At 45.8% G+C, this 15,456-nt stretch carries 16 protein-coding genes; 3 read left to right on the plus strand and 13 right to left on the minus strand.

All coding sequences use genetic code 11. The annotated features are described in order from the left end of the window. Nucleotides 1-44: 44 nt before the first annotated feature. From VME0621_RS05450 to phnF, 11 genes are read right to left on the minus strand one after another with little or no spacing between them, the layout of a single operon-like run. On the minus strand, nt 45-689 hold the full coding sequence (locus VME0621_RS05450; RefSeq protein ID WP_038227585.1) for a DapH/DapD/GlmU-related protein: 645 nt from the start codon (nt 687-689) through the stop codon (nt 45-47). Beyond that, nucleotides 686-1,453: a phosphonate metabolism protein PhnP gene (gene phnP, locus VME0621_RS05455; protein ID WP_062456422.1), complete on the minus strand. Its 768-nt coding sequence runs from the start codon at nt 1,451-1,453 to the stop codon at nt 686-688. Before phnP ends, VME0621_RS05450 begins: the two co-directional genes overlap by 4 nt. Beyond that, nucleotides 1,453-2,091 (minus strand): ribose 1,5-bisphosphokinase, encoded by a 639-nt coding sequence (gene phnN / locus VME0621_RS05460; protein ID WP_081875825.1) that lies wholly within the window; start codon nt 2,089-2,091, stop codon nt 1,453-1,455. Before phnN ends, phnP begins: the two co-directional genes overlap by 1 nt. Nucleotides 2,092-2,094: 3 nt before the next feature. Continuing rightward, nucleotides 2,095-3,228: an alpha-D-ribose 1-methylphosphonate 5-triphosphate diphosphatase gene (gene phnM / locus VME0621_RS05465; RefSeq protein ID WP_062456423.1), complete on the minus strand. Its 1,134-nt coding sequence runs from the start codon at nt 3,226-3,228 to the stop codon at nt 2,095-2,097. 14 nt (nt 3,229-3,242) lie between these two features. Next, a complete protein-coding gene (gene phnL, locus VME0621_RS05470; RefSeq protein ID WP_062456425.1) occupies nt 3,243-3,998 on the minus strand; it encodes a phosphonate C-P lyase system protein PhnL in 756 nt (251 codons plus the stop codon). A 24-nt stretch (nt 3,999-4,022) separates the two neighbouring features. Beyond that, nucleotides 4,023-4,865 carry a phosphonate C-P lyase system protein PhnK gene (phnK, locus tag VME0621_RS05475; protein ID WP_062456426.1) on the minus strand — a complete coding sequence of 281 codons (843 nt, stop codon included), beginning with the start codon at nt 4,863-4,865 and terminating at the stop codon, nt 4,023-4,025. Then, a complete protein-coding gene (locus VME0621_RS05480) occupies nt 4,862-5,761 on the minus strand; it encodes an alpha-D-ribose 1-methylphosphonate 5-phosphate C-P-lyase PhnJ (protein WP_006069757.1) in 900 nt (299 codons plus the stop codon). The genes phnK and VME0621_RS05480 overlap by 4 nt, the downstream gene beginning before the upstream one ends. Continuing rightward, a complete protein-coding gene (locus VME0621_RS05485) occupies nt 5,758-6,867 on the minus strand; it encodes a carbon-phosphorus lyase complex subunit (RefSeq protein ID WP_062456428.1) in 1,110 nt (369 codons plus the stop codon). Before VME0621_RS05485 ends, VME0621_RS05480 begins: the two co-directional genes overlap by 4 nt. Beyond that, nucleotides 6,858-7,499 (minus strand): phosphonate C-P lyase system protein PhnH, encoded by a 642-nt coding sequence (gene phnH / locus VME0621_RS05490; RefSeq protein ID WP_062456434.1) that lies wholly within the window; start codon nt 7,497-7,499, stop codon nt 6,858-6,860. The genes VME0621_RS05485 and phnH overlap by 10 nt, the downstream gene beginning before the upstream one ends. 55 nt (nt 7,500-7,554) lie before the next feature. Beyond that, on the minus strand, nt 7,555-8,001 hold the full coding sequence (gene phnG / locus VME0621_RS26530; protein ID WP_062456436.1) for a phosphonate C-P lyase system protein PhnG: 447 nt from the start codon (nt 7,999-8,001) through the stop codon (nt 7,555-7,557). Beyond that, a complete protein-coding gene (phnF, locus tag VME0621_RS26535) occupies nt 8,002-8,697 on the minus strand; it encodes a phosphonate metabolism transcriptional regulator PhnF (protein WP_038227594.1) in 696 nt (231 codons plus the stop codon). Between the two features lie 368 nt (nt 8,698-9,065). Between phnF and VME0621_RS05505 the strand changes: the two genes are divergently transcribed. Then, on the plus strand, nt 9,066-9,989 hold the full coding sequence (locus VME0621_RS05505; protein ID WP_062456439.1) for a polyprenyl-phosphate transporter: 924 nt from the start codon (nt 9,066-9,068) through the stop codon (nt 9,987-9,989). An 81-nt stretch (nt 9,990-10,070) separates the two neighbouring features. Here the strand turns inward: VME0621_RS05505 and VME0621_RS05510 are convergent, their stop codons facing one another. Beyond that, the gene (locus tag VME0621_RS05510; protein ID WP_062456442.1) at nt 10,071-11,156 is read right to left on the minus strand and encodes a porin; all 1,086 of its coding nucleotides are present in this window, start codon (nt 11,154-11,156) and stop codon (nt 10,071-10,073) included. 3 nt (nt 11,157-11,159) lie between these two features. After that, nucleotides 11,160-11,570 (minus strand): hypothetical protein, encoded by a 411-nt coding sequence (locus VME0621_RS05515; protein ID WP_231892910.1) that lies wholly within the window; start codon nt 11,568-11,570, stop codon nt 11,160-11,162. A gap of 170 nt (nt 11,571-11,740) precedes the next feature. Here VME0621_RS05515 and VME0621_RS05520 point away from each other — a divergent pair, with 170 nt between their 5' ends. Together VME0621_RS05520 and VME0621_RS05525 are read left to right on the plus strand one after the other, a co-directional pair. Beyond that, the gene (locus tag VME0621_RS05520; RefSeq protein WP_062456444.1) at nt 11,741-14,491 is read left to right on the plus strand and encodes a hybrid sensor histidine kinase/response regulator; all 2,751 of its coding nucleotides are present in this window, start codon (nt 11,741-11,743) and stop codon (nt 14,489-14,491) included. 78 nt (nt 14,492-14,569) lie between these two features. Then, the gene (locus VME0621_RS05525; protein ID WP_062456447.1) at nt 14,570-15,274 is read left to right on the plus strand and encodes a DUF445 domain-containing protein; all 705 of its coding nucleotides are present in this window, start codon (nt 14,570-14,572) and stop codon (nt 15,272-15,274) included. The last annotated feature ends 182 nt before the right edge of the window (nt 15,275-15,456 follow it).

Raw genomic sequence — 15,456 nt, forward strand, 5'->3', positions numbered from 1 at the left:
GCTTATTCGAGCATCTATAGATAATCAGGTAGGAAGAAAGTGGGTTACTGCATATTTTCAAAGTAAGCTAAAAATTCTCGAGTATCCTTTTGAAACAGCGGCAGCGCCATCGCGATTTGCTCGTCACTCCAGTTCCACCATGCCAGAGCCTCTAAGCGGGGGCCGAAGCTGTCATCATCAAAACGGGGACGAAGGACTCGCGCCGGATTACCGACCACAATTGAGTAAGCTGGGACATCTTTTGTGACTACGCTCCCCGCTCCAATAATCGAGCCATTGCCTACGGTCACTCCGGGCAAAATGATCGCGCCGTGGCCAATCCAAACATCATGACCTATCACTACCTTGTCTTCTTCACGCCAACTGAACACTTCGTCATCCAATACCGATGGGTTATCTCCCAAACCGTATTTACCTGGGCGATAAGTGAAGTGGTGCAGAGTTGGCCTCCACCATGGATGATTGCTTGGATTGATGCGAACGGCGGCGGCGATAGACGTGAACTTTCCCACCTCGGTAAACATCAAATTGCAATCATTTTGGATATAACTGTAATCACCAACGGTGACGTTATTTAACACGCATCGCTGCGCAATCTCAGTCCAACGACCTAATTCGGTGCGATGTAATTGGCTGCAAGGCGATACGCTCGGCTCAGCAGAGAGAGTTGGTGATAGCGGCTGGTTCATAGTGGGATCTCCTGTCCGTCATGAAGAAGCTGAAAGCTGTCAGAAAAACACTGTGGATGTCGCTTGGCCCAAAGCAAAACGTTGTGACCTAAATGAATCAGGCCAATACGCTCAGGTTGGCATTGCTCAGCGATGTTCTGCACTTGGTAGATATCGTTGTGGTTATTGCTAAGTCTTGTGTGTTCGCTCTCGACAGGGGGAAAGCTGCAATCGGTGACAATCCAGTCCACTGTGCGCTGTTTAAGCCACTGTGTCGTCGCTTCTGGCAGCCCATTGGTATCGGTCAAGTAAGCAATGCAATGGCCATTCAGCTCAAAAGCATAGCCCACACAAGGTCTAGAGTGGTTGAGGGGAAGTGGCGTTATAGTGATGTCTTGCCATATAAAGGATTGAAACGGCAGTGAACGCTGCGAGAAATCCAACACGCCGGGGTATTTGTACAAATCATCACACCCTTGCTCGTCCTCAGGTGCATGCACTGGAATGAGCGCCCCCTTCCCCCAGCGAAGATCAAACAAGCTGTGCACATGGTCCATATGAAAATGTGTTAACAGAATCTTATCGATCGACCCAGATGGGAAACGATCCAGAAGATCGGGAGCATTGGCATCTAACAGCAGCTTACGACCATTGTGTTCAACATAAGCCGAGCTTTTCTCACGTCGCAGAGTTCTATCCAGCCTGGCTTCAGCACATATTTCGCAGTCGCAGCCCCAAACAGGCACCATGGCACTGTTCCCCGTGCCCAACATGACAAGCTTCATCACGACTTACCTTCAAGTTGAAAACGAATGTGGCGGAACTGCTTTGCGCTCGATTGCACGTCACCGCTATTATCAATTGGGTAAAAACCCTCTTGTTTCGATAAGGTGAATTCGGTGGCGCGTTGTAATCTACGTTCAATCTCTTCGCGAGATTCGCGTCCTCGGTTTTGCAATCGAGTCCGCAATACGTCCAAATCTACATTGACTACAACAGGAACCAGATCTGACCCAAAGCACTGTTGCGCTTGAGCCAATTCCGCACGCGAGCCATTCAGCAAAACCGAAAAGCCTTTATCTAGCCACGCTTTCACCTCTAACCCCACACCGTAGCACAGCCCATGGGCCTGCCAACTCATAGCAAATAGTCCTTTTTGCTGTCTTGATAAATACTCTTGCTCACTAACGGCAACATGGTTTTCACCACCAGCACCAAAAGGACGCGTGATATAGCGATGAGCAACAATAATATCGTCAGGATGATCGGCGCGAATGGCGTCAATCAGGGTATCTTTGCCCGCACCTGAAGGGCCTATCACGTAGTAGAGCTTACCTTTGCGTTTGGTTGAGGCGTCGGCGTAGTCCGCCGTAGATGAAAAAGAAGCATCCGAAGATGCTTCTAATAATGTGTTATTAGTCATCGGCTAAAACACCTTTTTACCTTGTCGCCAAACACGAGCGACCAAAGGATGCCCATCCACTTGTTTTGCTAATACAAGGTCGGCACGCTTCCCTTCTGCAATAACACCGCGATCATTTAGGCTCAGTGCTTGCGCTGGATTCTTGGTGACCAGTTGAACAGCTTGCGGCAGCGTTAACGTGTTGCGCTCATCCCACGATAACTTGTAGATACCTTCTAACAGGCTCATTGGGTAATAGTCTGACGATAAAATGTCTAATACACCGTGAGAGGCCAGTTCGTGCGCAGCGACATTGCCTGAATGAGACCCTCCGCGAACCACATTGGGCGCGCCCATCAACACTTTCAGTCCAAGCTCATGAGAGCGTTTCGCCGCTTCCACTGTCGTAGGGAACTCTGCAATGACCATTCCTAAGTCTTTTGACTCTTGAACATGCGCCTTTGTCGCATCATCGTGACTCGCCATTGGGATGTTGTGTTCTCGGCACTGACGACAAATTTCATTGCGGTTTTGTGTCGACCAGCGCTCAGAGAGCTCTACTTGTTTCTTCTCAAACGCCGCCATCTCAGTGTCCGTTAAGTTGTGCTTGCCTTGATAGTAAGTGCGATACTTTTCTACATCCACAAACTGGCGCTGACCCGGTGCATGGTCCATCAACGACACCAACTGGACTTCCGGTAAGTCGACATATTTCTCAAACATTCCGACTGTGCTTTCATGTGGTACTTCGCAGCGAAGGTGCAGTAGATGCTCAGCACGAGTCAGGTTACGTTTTTGGCTATCCACTACCGTATTGATGAACAGATCCAAGTTAGTTTGACGTTTCTCATCTCGAAAATCACCCAGCGCCACGGCATCTAGTACCGTGGTAATGCCTGAGCCAATCAATTGAGTATCATGCGCACTCATCGCAGAGAAAGGCGGCCAATCCACTTTTGGTCTCGGAGTAAAGTACTGCTCTAGGTTGTCGGTATGCAGTTCAATAAAGCCCGGCATGAGAAAGTCACCTTCGCCGTCATAGGCACCTGCCACCTGACTTTGTGAATCTGACATACTAACGATTTTGCCGTCACGGAGCTCTAATGAGCCTTTTACTACTTCGTTCTCAAGAACCAAATTTACATTGGTGATAATCATGCTGCTTTCTCCCGTTATGCGCATGCTGAGATGGAGGTTGCCTGAGCACTGCCCTGCTCGGCCTGTCGAGTGGCTTCGTTTTGTTTCTTCACGTCATACAAACGGTCAGCCACCTGATCTCGAGTCGCTTCATCGTGGAAAATTCCCACAATGGCGGCGCCGCGATCTTTCGCTTCTTGAATCAGATTCACCACAACTGCGCTGTTGGTGGCATCTAACGACGCCGTAGGCTCATCCAACAGCAGAATGGGATAGTCGACGATAAAGCCTCGGGCGATATTCACCCGTTGCTGCTCACCACCAGAAAATGTGGCAGGCGCTAGATTCCAAAGGTGCTCTGGTACATTAAGACGAGTCAGCAGTGTTTTCGCTTTTTGCTCAGCTTGATGACGACAGCCACCCATTTCTAACATTGGCTGCATCACGACTTCCAATGCGCTAATACGAGGAATGACACGCAAAAATTGGCTGACCCAACCGATGGTATGTTTGCGAACATTGATGATTTCACGCGGCTGCGCCTTAGCAATATTGACCCAGCGCCCTTGATGCTCGACTTCGATGTTGCCTGTATCCACAAGGTAATTGGCGTAAAGTGCCCGTAGCAAAGTGGATTTCCCTGAACCGGAGCGGCCATTAAGCACCACACACTCGCCACTTGCGACGCTAAAATTAGCGTTGCTCAGCACATCCAAAGTAATGCCATTTTGGTTATGCAGAACAAAGGTTTTGTTTACATCGGAAACGATGATTTTTGTTTCAGTTGTCATGATAGTAATTCCTTTATTCAGCCATCAGTTCTGCAACACGGACGAAACCAGTAATTGGGTGTAAGGGTGCTGCGGATCATCAAGTACTTGGTCCGTCAGCCCAGTTTCTACCACTTCACTGCGACGCATCACCATCAGTCGATGAGCCAGTAAACGCGCCACCGCTAGGTCATGAGTGACAATAACGACAGCCAGTTCCAGTTCTGTGACAAGGCGACGTAATAGATCGAGGAGTTTTGCTTGCACCGAGACATCCAATCCACCTGTTGGCTCATCCATAAAAATCAGTTTTGGATGAGTCACCAAGTTGCGAGCAATCTGCAAGCGCTGCTGCATACCGCCGGAAAACGTGGTGGGCATGTCATCAATTCGGTCTTGAGGAATTTCTACATCAGTGAGCCACTTGGTTGATGCCATTCGAATATCACCATAATGACGCTCGCCTACGGCCATTAAACGCTCACCAATATTACCGCCCGCAGAAACACGGCCGCGCAATCCATCCATCGGATGCTGATGCACAACGCCCCACTCTGTGCGCAGTAATTGACGACGTTGACTTTCTGCCATCAAATAGAGGTCTTCGAGTTGAGTTACCTGATCTTCTCCGCGACCTCGGATGTAAAGCACCTCACCGCTGTCTGGCGTTTGGCGACCCGACAGTGATTTTAGTAAGGTACTTTTACCTGAACCTGACTCGCCCACGATGCCTAGCACTTCGCCGGGGTACAAATCAAACGAGACATTGGTAAAGCCTTTTCCTGGTGCGTAAAGTTTGGTGAGATTACGAACCGACAATAGTGGCTGCTCACTTACATCAAAGGTATTGGTGTCTAATGTTGGCTGTTTCACCGCTAACGTGCTCATGCGTGACTCTCCGTTTCCTTAGTATGGATGGTGTGTTTTTCGACTTGCTGAGAGCAGTAATCAGTGTCCGAACAAACAAACATATGATTGCCTTTGTCATCCATCACCACTTCATCTAGGAAGGTGTCCGTTGCGCCACAAATGGCACACGGCTCATCCCATTGTTGGATTTCAAATGGATGATCTTCAAAATCTAAACTCTTCACTTTTGTGAATGGCGGAATGGCATAGATTCGTTTTTCACGTCCCGCACCAAACAGCTGAAGCGCCGCCATTTTGTCCATTTTCGGGTTGTCAAACTTAGGGATCGGAGAAGGGTCCATAATATAGCGATCGTTGACGCAAACCGGATACGCGTAAGAGGTAGCAATATGACCAAATCGTGCGATGTCTTCATAAAGTTTGACGTGCATGATTCCGTACTCTTCCAGCGCGTGCATTTTTCGCGTTTCCGTCTCTCGCGGTTCAATAAAGCGCAACGGCTCTGGAATCGGAACTTGATACACTAAGATCTGGTCTTTATCGAGAGTGATTTCCGGAATGCGGTGACGCGTTTGAATGATTGAGGCGTCTACCGTTTTCTCGGTGGTTTTCGCGCTTGCTACTGACTTGAAAAACTCTCGAATGGAAACCGCATTCGTCGTATCGTCGGCACCTTGGTCAATCACTTTCAGCGTGTCAGTTTGACCAATGATCGCTGCGGTAATCTGAACACCGCCGGTTCCCCAACCGTACGGCATCGGCATTTCACGGCCACCAAATGGCACTTGATAACCAGGAATCGCAACTGCTTTGAGCAGAGCGCGACGAATCATACGTTTGGTTTGTTCATCAAGGTAACCGTAGTTGTAGCCGGTCACACCTTGCGCATGAGTGTTAGTTTGTACTTGGCTCATGACTGGCTCTCCTGTTGGTTCTGTTCACCCTGAGACTGAATGAATTCATCATGCTCTTTGTGCATCTTACGAAGCAGTTCTAGCTCTGCTTGGAAATCCACGTAGTGAGGCAGTTTCAGATGAGAAACGAAGCCTGCAGCTTCCACGTTATCAGAATGCGATAACACGAATTCTTCGTCTTGAGCTGGCCCATCAATGGCTTCATCGTAATCTGCCGCTTGCAGTGAGCGATCCACCAGCGCCATTGACATCGCTTTGCGCTCGGTGGAGCCAAACGTCAAACCATAACCGCGAGTCAGTTTGGCTTTTTCTGTTTTGCTACCAACAAAACCATTCACCATTTGGCACTCGGTTAACTCAACTTCACCGATATCAATAGCAAAGCCAAGCTCCTCTGGCACCAAACTTAAATCGCAGAAACCGATACGAATTTCGCCTGCAAATGGGTGATTTCGTCCATAGCCGCGCTGCGTTGAATAGCCGAGTGCCAGCAAGAATCCTTCATCGCCGCGAACCAAGTTCTGTAATCGCGCACTGCGATCACACGGATAGTTCACCGGATGCATAGTGATATCTTCTGGGGTTTGTTGGTTATCTTCTTCGGTCGTCATCAAGTCGAGATTTTCAAGAATGCTCATCACTTGAGGGCACACTTCCATCGCTTGAACATCTAAGGTGTCGACTCGCGGTGCTTCACCTTCAGCAATCAAACTAAAGTCCAGCAAACGATGGGTATAGTCATATGTCGGCCCCAACACTTGTCCACCAGGCAGATCTTTATAGGTAGCAGAGATGCGGCGCTCAATGCGCATTTCACTGGTGTTCACAGCCTGTGAAACCGAAAGGCGCGGCAACGTGGTACGATAAGCACGCAACAAAAAGATAGCTTCTACTAGATCGCCGTTCGCTTGCTTGACAGCCAGTGCGGCCAATTCACGGTCATAAATGCCACCTTCCGTCATCACGCGATCAACGCTGCCAGAGAGCTGCTCACTGATTTGTGCCACCGTCAACTCAGCAAATTCAGGATTACCACGACGCTTTTTAGCCTGCAGCTGATGCGCGTTGTTAATGGCTTTTTCGCCACCTTTTACTGCTACATACATGAGTTCACCTCAACAAGTGTGGTACGTGGTAAGCAGGCAATGCTCTCATCGTTTACCAAGATCAAATCAATACCAAGCGGAAAAGCGAAATGCTCTTGGCGTCCTTGTAAGAAGTGCTGAAATGCCTTAGAGGCCACACCAATATTCAACACCGATTGTGATTCGATTCCCGGTCCAGATAGCGTTAGCGTGAGGCCACCTTTAGATGGACTCGCGTCAGAGCCATTGGTTAAGCTGCCTAGTTCAACAATGACCGTCGTAGACTGATCTGGGTACTCTTCACAGCCAAGGCTAAATGTGGCGTTATTCCAATCGAAGTCAGCCAAATCTTGTTCAGCAATCACAGCAAAACTGGCACTGTTTTGTCGCTCAGTTACGGGACTGCCACAGTGAAAGCGGATATTTTCACGAATAGCAGCGTCTTTTAAGTGTGACTCTGACAGCCATATCGGCGTCGCATTGTCGCTTAAGCTCAACAAGGTTTGTGTCGCTGCTTTATGCATCGCACCAAAACCTTCGCTCATCTCTAGAGTGACTATTTCACCCGGTTCAGACATCGCCTTAAGCAGCAATCTGAAGCACTGCTGGCTGTCGTGAACTGCATCTTTGAATGCAGTAGTAATTGTGGTCATTATCGTTGCCTTACTTGGTTAATTCGTTAAACCAAACTTGTTCATGTTCCTTGAATCAATCTTCACCGCGTACCATGGTGAAAAAGTCCACCTTACTGGTCGCCACTTCTTTTGCTCTGAGTTGCTGCTGTTCTTGCTTCATCGCTGCCAAGGGTTCAATGACCATGCGCATTAATTGTTCATGGTGCGATTGGGTCTGCAGTAGGCCATCAATAACGGCAGCTAGCTCTGCTTGCGCTTTATTACGACCGCGCAAGTAGCTGTAGCCCATCTCCCCACTGTCCAATTTGACGACTGCTCGAGTGATCGTGGCATCCCCCATATTGAACTCACGACCGCTCCCCCCCATTCGAGCACGTACCTGTGCCAACCCTATCTCTGGTTGACGTACCATTTGATAACTCGCTTCAATCTTGGTTGAGTGCCACAGTTGCTCTAACTCGCTCTGCTGACTTTGTGCCAATGTTGACATCCAGCTTGCTCTTTCGCTCACAGCAGTCATTTAATGCTCCATTACTATTTCAGTTGCGTCGGAACGGCTATTGGAGGTCGAAAACTCGGCCACCATGTCGGTCCCCTTGATAACGTTTTTGGTTTTGACTCTTAGAATTGGTGTGCTTGATGTAATTTGCAGCAGTCGGCACTCTTCACCTGTTGGCGTTTTGGCCCCTACTCGGGTCTCTTTGCGCTCCAGCTCTATATCAAGCCCACGTTTAATGAATTCGTGTAATGAACCACTTTGGTAATTCTTCAAAATGCTCCACCACTCTATATTGGCTAGGTAGTGATCAATGATGGTGCGAGGACACTCCTCGGTTTTTCGCAGTGTGCGGATATGGATGATCTTACTGCCCTCTACGACGCCAAGATTGGCGGCGATGTCCATAGGAGCGACAAACACTCGATGTTGAATGACTTCGCAGCGTGGCCTTGCCCCTTGTTCAATCAGATTCTTAGTAAAGTGCGCGCCCGAATGCACGTGATACTCACTAGGCTGCCTTATCACCATATTGCCTTTACCTTGATGACGTTGGACCATGCCAGTGTTAACGAGCTCATCAATAGCTCGACGAAGCGTGTGGCGATTGACATCAAAGCGCTGAGCAAGTTGTCCTTCTGGCGGCAGGTAGTCGCCCGGAACATAACGTTCACGAACTTCTTGTTCTAATACCGACGCAATGTCTAAGTAAACTGGCATGGTGATCCCCTAGCGAGTGAGTTATCTAGACATGTGCTCAACTTAAAAACAGCAATCCGCTTGCTGTTCATGTCACATGTGTTTTCTCTGATAACTGTACTTTGACGGGGAAAGATGAAAGTTACGTGTCGATTTGTTTGCAGAATTGCAACATTTCTAAGGCATGCACAACTTATCTAGACAAGAAAAAGGCTTTGAATTAATTGAAGTAATAGGGAACTTTTCTCCCTAAGTGGCAGACATATATACATCACGAATTCACAATATCTTGATACGTGATGTCGCAACTTTACGGCGCTAATTGAATAGTGCATCAAAACAAGCATGCATATATACTCTGCATCAACTTTTTAAACCTAGAAGAAATCATGAAGAACTATCTGACTACATTCTTAAAAGGAATGGCGATGGGTGCAGCAGACGTTGTACCTGGGGTATCGGGAGGTACGATCGCCTTTATTACAGGTATTTACGACACGCTTTTAGAAAGTATCCGTCGTATTAACCCAAGTATTTTTGGGATCTGGAAACGTGACGGATTCAAGGCTGCATTCGACCACATCAACGGCTTTTTCTTAATCGCGCTGTTTGGTGGCATCCTGACCTCTATCTTATCACTAGCGAAATTCATTTCTTGGGCACTAGAAACTCACCCAGTGCCAGTGTGGTCCTTCTTCTTCGGCCTTATCATGGTCTCCGTGTATCACATGATTAAGCAAGTCGAGCAAAAGACACTATCGCGTTTCGTGTTCTTATTACTTGGCGCCGTATTTGCCTACAGCATCACGGTATTGAAACCACTGCAAATGGATCCAACCAGCATCAACATCTTTTTCGCTGGCTGTATCGCAATTTGTGCCATGATTCTTCCAGGTATCTCAGGCAGCTTTATTCTATTGCTACTAGGTATGTACACGCCGGTATTGGGCGCAGTGAAGAGCCTACAAATCGATGTAATGGCGTTGTTTGCGATGGGTTGTTTGATTGGTCTATTGTCATTCTCTCATGTCCTATCATGGTTACTAAAACGCTACCGTGATTTCGCATTAGTGTTCCTGACTGGTCTAATGCTAGGTACATTACCAAAACTATGGCCATGGAAAGAAACCATCTCATGGCGCATCAACTCAAAGGGTGAGCAAGTGCCTCTTATTCAAGAGAACCTATCACCATTTAACTTTGAGTCTGTAACTGGCCAACCTTCGCAACTGGCTATCGCAATTGTTCTGATGCTGGCGGCAGTAGGTTTAGTGCTTGCACTAGAGAAGATCGCAGAAAGTAGCGACAAGTAACGATTACTTAAGTTTGAAACGACAAAAAGGGCTCACAATGGTGAGCCCTTTTTTTGATATTGGGGTCAGCGAACCTAGGAACTAGAACACAAAATTAAGCATGACGGTGTACATATTGGCATCGGTATCTGTACCAGGGTTACTTACAAATGGTCCAGTCTGTCCACCAAAGCTATTAAAAGTTTGCCACTCAGCATTCAATGAGACGTTGTATAACACGTCGTAACGTAACCCTAAGGTCCAACTATCCCCTGTTTTTCCATCATATCGATTATCGCCACCTTCACTATACGTTTGGCCATAAACGACATAAGGCGTGAATTTTTGAATACGATAAGCCGCGCTGCCGTACCAAGAAGAGGCCAAATCATTCTTTTGTCCTTCAGCCGTTAGCTTCAATTGCCCAAAATCATACTCTCCCCCTAATGAATAGAGCTTAATATTCTGGTCGGCGAGTAAGATCTCATTATACGGAGGCGGTAACTGAGGTTGCTTTATCGTTTGGTCAAAATTGGAATCGAGGTAGGCAAAGTTCACTCGGAAGTTATCGCCGATAAGCTGAGCATTGACACCCCACATATTCTTCGTCTCAAACTCTAGCGTTAAGCTCGGGTTAAATTCCACTTCATTATTGTCTTTAAAACCTACAAATGGTGTGAGAGACAATTGTAGCTCATCAGTAAGACTATGGTTCCAAGTAACACTCAGCCCGTTAAATGCAGTTACCCCTAAGATACTGTTGTACACTTCTTCGTTTGGCCTAGCTGTCGTGTATGCTTGACCAACATAATAATACTCAGATGCTAGAAAGACAGGCAGACGAAGTCGACCCGCACGCCCTTCAAAATCACCGATGGAATAACCAAGATACGCCCACTCCAGTTGAGGTTCGCTCCAGTTATCTTGTGGACGTTTTACCACCTGCACCGAAGCTTTAAATGCGTCAAAGAAGTAGTCCAGCTGAATCCCAAATGTTGTGTCGCAATCAAAACAGTTTTCGTCACTGATGCCTCTATTGATAAGTAGTGGCGTTTCATTATCAGACCTAGCCCAAGAGGTAGAGCCAAAACCACTGATTGAGAAGTTGTCGTTAATATCGATAGCTGAAACCGCGGGAAGACTAATGGCCGTAGTAAGAAGTGCGAGTAATGAAGTTTTATTCGTCATTTGCTATTTCTCCTTACTCACGATGTAGAGCACTTTTGCGTCACTAGGCAAAGCGTCCAATGGGGCATAGCCGATTCGGTTGGGTTTTGCTGATAACCAGGTGATAAGCGCATTGACATTGGCATCATCAATTTCTTTGGGCGGTCGGGCTTTGCCAGAAAACGAAAGACTTGCCCAGTAGGCATTCATTTGCGAGACATCTTTCCCTAGCAAGTATTGATAAAACTCAGAACGCTCAGATGAACTTTCAGGCCAATCGGATAGCTCTATCCGTTTCCCTTGCAACGATTTAGTCTTACCTCGATAAAGCATCCTAGCTTTGCTCCGACTTAATTCATCAAAATTGTCATTTAAGGTGAACACCGCATATTCATTCGCAGCAAAAGCTCTACTTTCAAATGATAAAGCTAACATCAAACCCAAGGCTATTATGGCGCTACCACGAAAGAGCCCTATCCGTATGCCTATGTTTGTCAGTAAGTTTTGAGTCATTTTATTACACTCAGGCGAAATCCTTTCCTAAACTAACAAACAGATTAGTTCACCAAAAACGATGTTCAAGATTATTATCAAGGAATAGTGATATGAATTTGCTAAATAAGATGTCTATTAAGAGCAGGATCATACTACTAGCTATTTTACCTTTGACCGTTATCTTAATATTTTCCGCTTGGGAAGCGTTTAGAACTCAAAACAGTCTGCAACAAATGTCTGTTTTATCGAGTGAAGTGACCGCTCTAGGTTATATTTCCGGATATAGCACATCACTCCATAAATCTCGTCTAGAAAAGCTCGAAAACACATTTGATAGTAATAAAAATGTCATATTTAGCGAGCTAAATGAATGCTTAGACAAAATAGCCAACACCGTGAAGAGTATTTATTCTGCAGACGCACTCTCAATGGCAAATACTACTCTCGAAGAACTTCGAGACGCTCAAAGTGAATTGCAATCCGTCACGGAAATGGACGAACTGGAAGAATGGAGTTCATGGACTAATGACCTTATCAATCAACTGATCGCGCAATTAGAAAGCACTAAAGTCGATACCGGAACAATTAAACTGGAATCGCATTTAAATGCTTTATTTACCCTCGAGTGGATTCGTCTCTGGGCAACAGAAGAGAATTGGTTAATCCATATTGATATTGTCGAAGGACACGCCGAAGAGCATCATGATTCTCATGCAGCTCATGAACAACTCTCGACTTTATTTGAGCGCCAACAGTATCTTATAGAACGCTTCCTTAATATCAATGCCGATGCATCTCAAGTCAGTTTACTGCTAAAAACGTTTTCCGATGAGTCTTTTGTGGAGAGCATCCTTTTTAGGGACCGTGTACTAGATGAAAGCCAGCCGGAGCTGGCAACGCAAGAGATTACATCTGGTATTGCTGCTCTAGATAAGAGGCTAAAACTTATTCAGCAAGCGACCGATCAAATCAATGAACAGCTGACCAATGAAATGGCTCAAAGCATCAAAGACTTGGAACAGCGTCTTTGGTTAACCATTGGCCTTACTGTGTCAATTATGGCAGCGCTCTTCATTTTGAGTATAAACATCACTCGTCGAATCATCTTTTTCCTAAACAATACACTAGAAACATTTGAGCGGCTCGAGAATCAAGAGGAATCAGATACTCTAGCCTCAACCGAGGGACAAGATGAGTTCAGTCATTTTGGTAAGAAAATGAACAAGCTCATTCATGAAAGACGAGAAAATGAACACAGAATGCTAGCAGCCAAAGAGGAAGCAGAACGAGCCAACGTGGCGAAAAGCTCTTTCCTTGCCAATATGTCTCATGAGATAAGAACGCCTCTAAACGGCATTATCGGCATGTCTGGCATTCTCTCTGAATCTAATCTCGATCCGATTCAACGCGATTATCTCAACACCATCGACACCTCATCGCAGACCCTACTTATCTTGATCAATGACATCCTAGATATCTCTAAGATTGAGTCAGGTAACCTATTGATTTCTTTGCATAGCTCGAACTTGCGCGAGATCGCTTATGACACGATCGCGATCGTAATGTCAAAAGCGAAGGAAAAAGATCTCCAACTGCAGATCTGTTTCTCACCTCAGATGCCACATATGCTGATCATCGACGATCACCGTTTGCGTCAGATCTTGATGAACTTAATGTCGAATGCAGTGAAATTTACCAACAAAGGTCATGTAAGAATGGAGATCAACGTGACTGAGATCGATGAACAGCGCTGCAGTATTTACTTTGCCATTGTCGATACTGGTATAGGTATCGACAAAGATAAACAAGACTCAATTTTTAAACCATTTACGCAAGAAGACAGTTCTGTGACACGACAATACGGCGGTACGGGCTTGGGACTCGCTATTTCATCGCAATTAGTTGAGTTGATGGGAGGAAATATTGAAATTGACTCAGAAAAAGGTAAAGGAAGCCGATTCTTTTTCAAAATCGAATCTAGTATAAATCAAGCCACATCACCGCATATCAATGAATTGGACGGCAGCAATTTTGTTATCATCAGTAATGGACAAACTTATGCAGCACAAGTAAGCCAAGAACTGCATCAGTTTGGTTTAGATAATCTGTCTATATGCACTTCTTATGAGGAAGCCTCTCCAAACGATCGCTCTATTATTCTTTATTGTGCAAGCGAAGAGCATGATAGCGAGGCTGACTTGATTGATATTGCTAAGCGATCACCTGACAGCCCAATTGTGCTCGTACAGCCACAAAACTCTTCTTCCACTCACTACCCACAACTTATTTCTGGTTTAGTCACTTTCCCTCTGCTGGGAGCTCGGTTGATTGATACATTGAAACATGCACCAAGTCAGCATCAATCCTTGCAACAGCCCACTCCAAATACCCTTGAGATTGTGGGTGACGAGGCTGCTAATACAAACTCAGAAAATGCGCCTAAGTCGCTGCTTAACATAGTGAGCAACCCAGACAGCCAATCTATATTGCTGGTCGAAGACAACCTAGTGAATCAGAAGGTCGCGAGCCTGTTATTGAAGAAGTCTGGTTACGAAGTTGATATTGCCAATAATGGACAGGAAGCGTTGAATTTTCTTTGTGATGACTCTAACCACTACCACGTAATATTAATGGACTGCATGATGCCAGTAAAAGATGGCTTCACCGCTTCGCAAGAATTCAGGCTTTACGAGGAACAATACAACAAAGCACGAACGCCAATTATTGCTCTTACTGCTAGTGTGCTTGATGATGATATCCGTCGCTGTACCGAAAGCGGAATGGACGATTACGTATCAAAGCCCTTTAATAAAACCGTCTTGTTAGAAAAAATCAAAACTATTCGTGACAACGCTGACTAATCGTCGACAAAAAGTGGCTTTTTATAACGGCATTTTTTCAATAGAATCAGCGCAACGTTATTAATCTAGCAAGACATTATGAATAAGAGTCTCATTACTAATTTCATTGCCCTAGCGCTACTCGCTGCTGGCTACCAACTCGACAACACCCTAGTGCTATATGCTGGCCTATTCGCCTTTTCAGGTGCGGTGACTAACTGGCTCGCCATTCATATGTTGTTCGAGAAAGTGCCAGGACTTTATGGCTCTGGTGTTATCCCAGCACGCTTTGAAGATTTTAAATTAGCGATAAAAAACTTAATGATGGAGCAGTTCTTTACCAATGAGAACATCGATCGCTTCCTCAATAAAGAAATGAGCTCAGGTATTCCACTGGATTTAGAACCAATATTAGAAAAGGTCGACTTTAACCCTGCTTTTGATTCGCTGGTTGAAGTGATCGCGAACTCTCAATTTGGTGGTATGTTGGCGATGCTTGGCGGCACCGAAGCATTGGAACCAATGAAACAGCCGTTCGTTGAAAAGATGCAGCAGTCGGTGATTGAAATCAGCCAAAGCGACTCAGTAAAACAAGCTCTGGTTGAACAACTCGAATCACCGAAGATGTTAAACGAAGTAAAAGGCAATGTTGAAGCGATTATCGACCAGCGACTCAGTGAATTAACACCAAAGCTGGTTAAAGAAATCGTTCAAAAGATGATAAAGGAGCACCTAGGCTGGCTTGTGGTTTGGGGCGGCGTATTTGGTGGGGTTATTGGTATTTTGTCCTCACTTTTTGTCTAGCACTTGTCGTGTTGACAATTACTATGCAGGGGCCAGCGTTATATTCGCTGGCTTTTTTGTATCTTACTCAATATAAATGGACATCTTTAATCAAAACTAGACATAAATAAACTTAGGTTCATAACTATTACCTATGTCACGTTACCTAAATGATGAAAATATTACTATATACATCAATAACT

The sequence above is a fragment of the Vibrio mediterranei genome (assembly GCF_900088415.1).
In the GTDB taxonomy this organism is placed as follows: Bacteria; Pseudomonadota; Gammaproteobacteria; order Enterobacterales; family Vibrionaceae; genus Vibrio; species Vibrio mediterranei.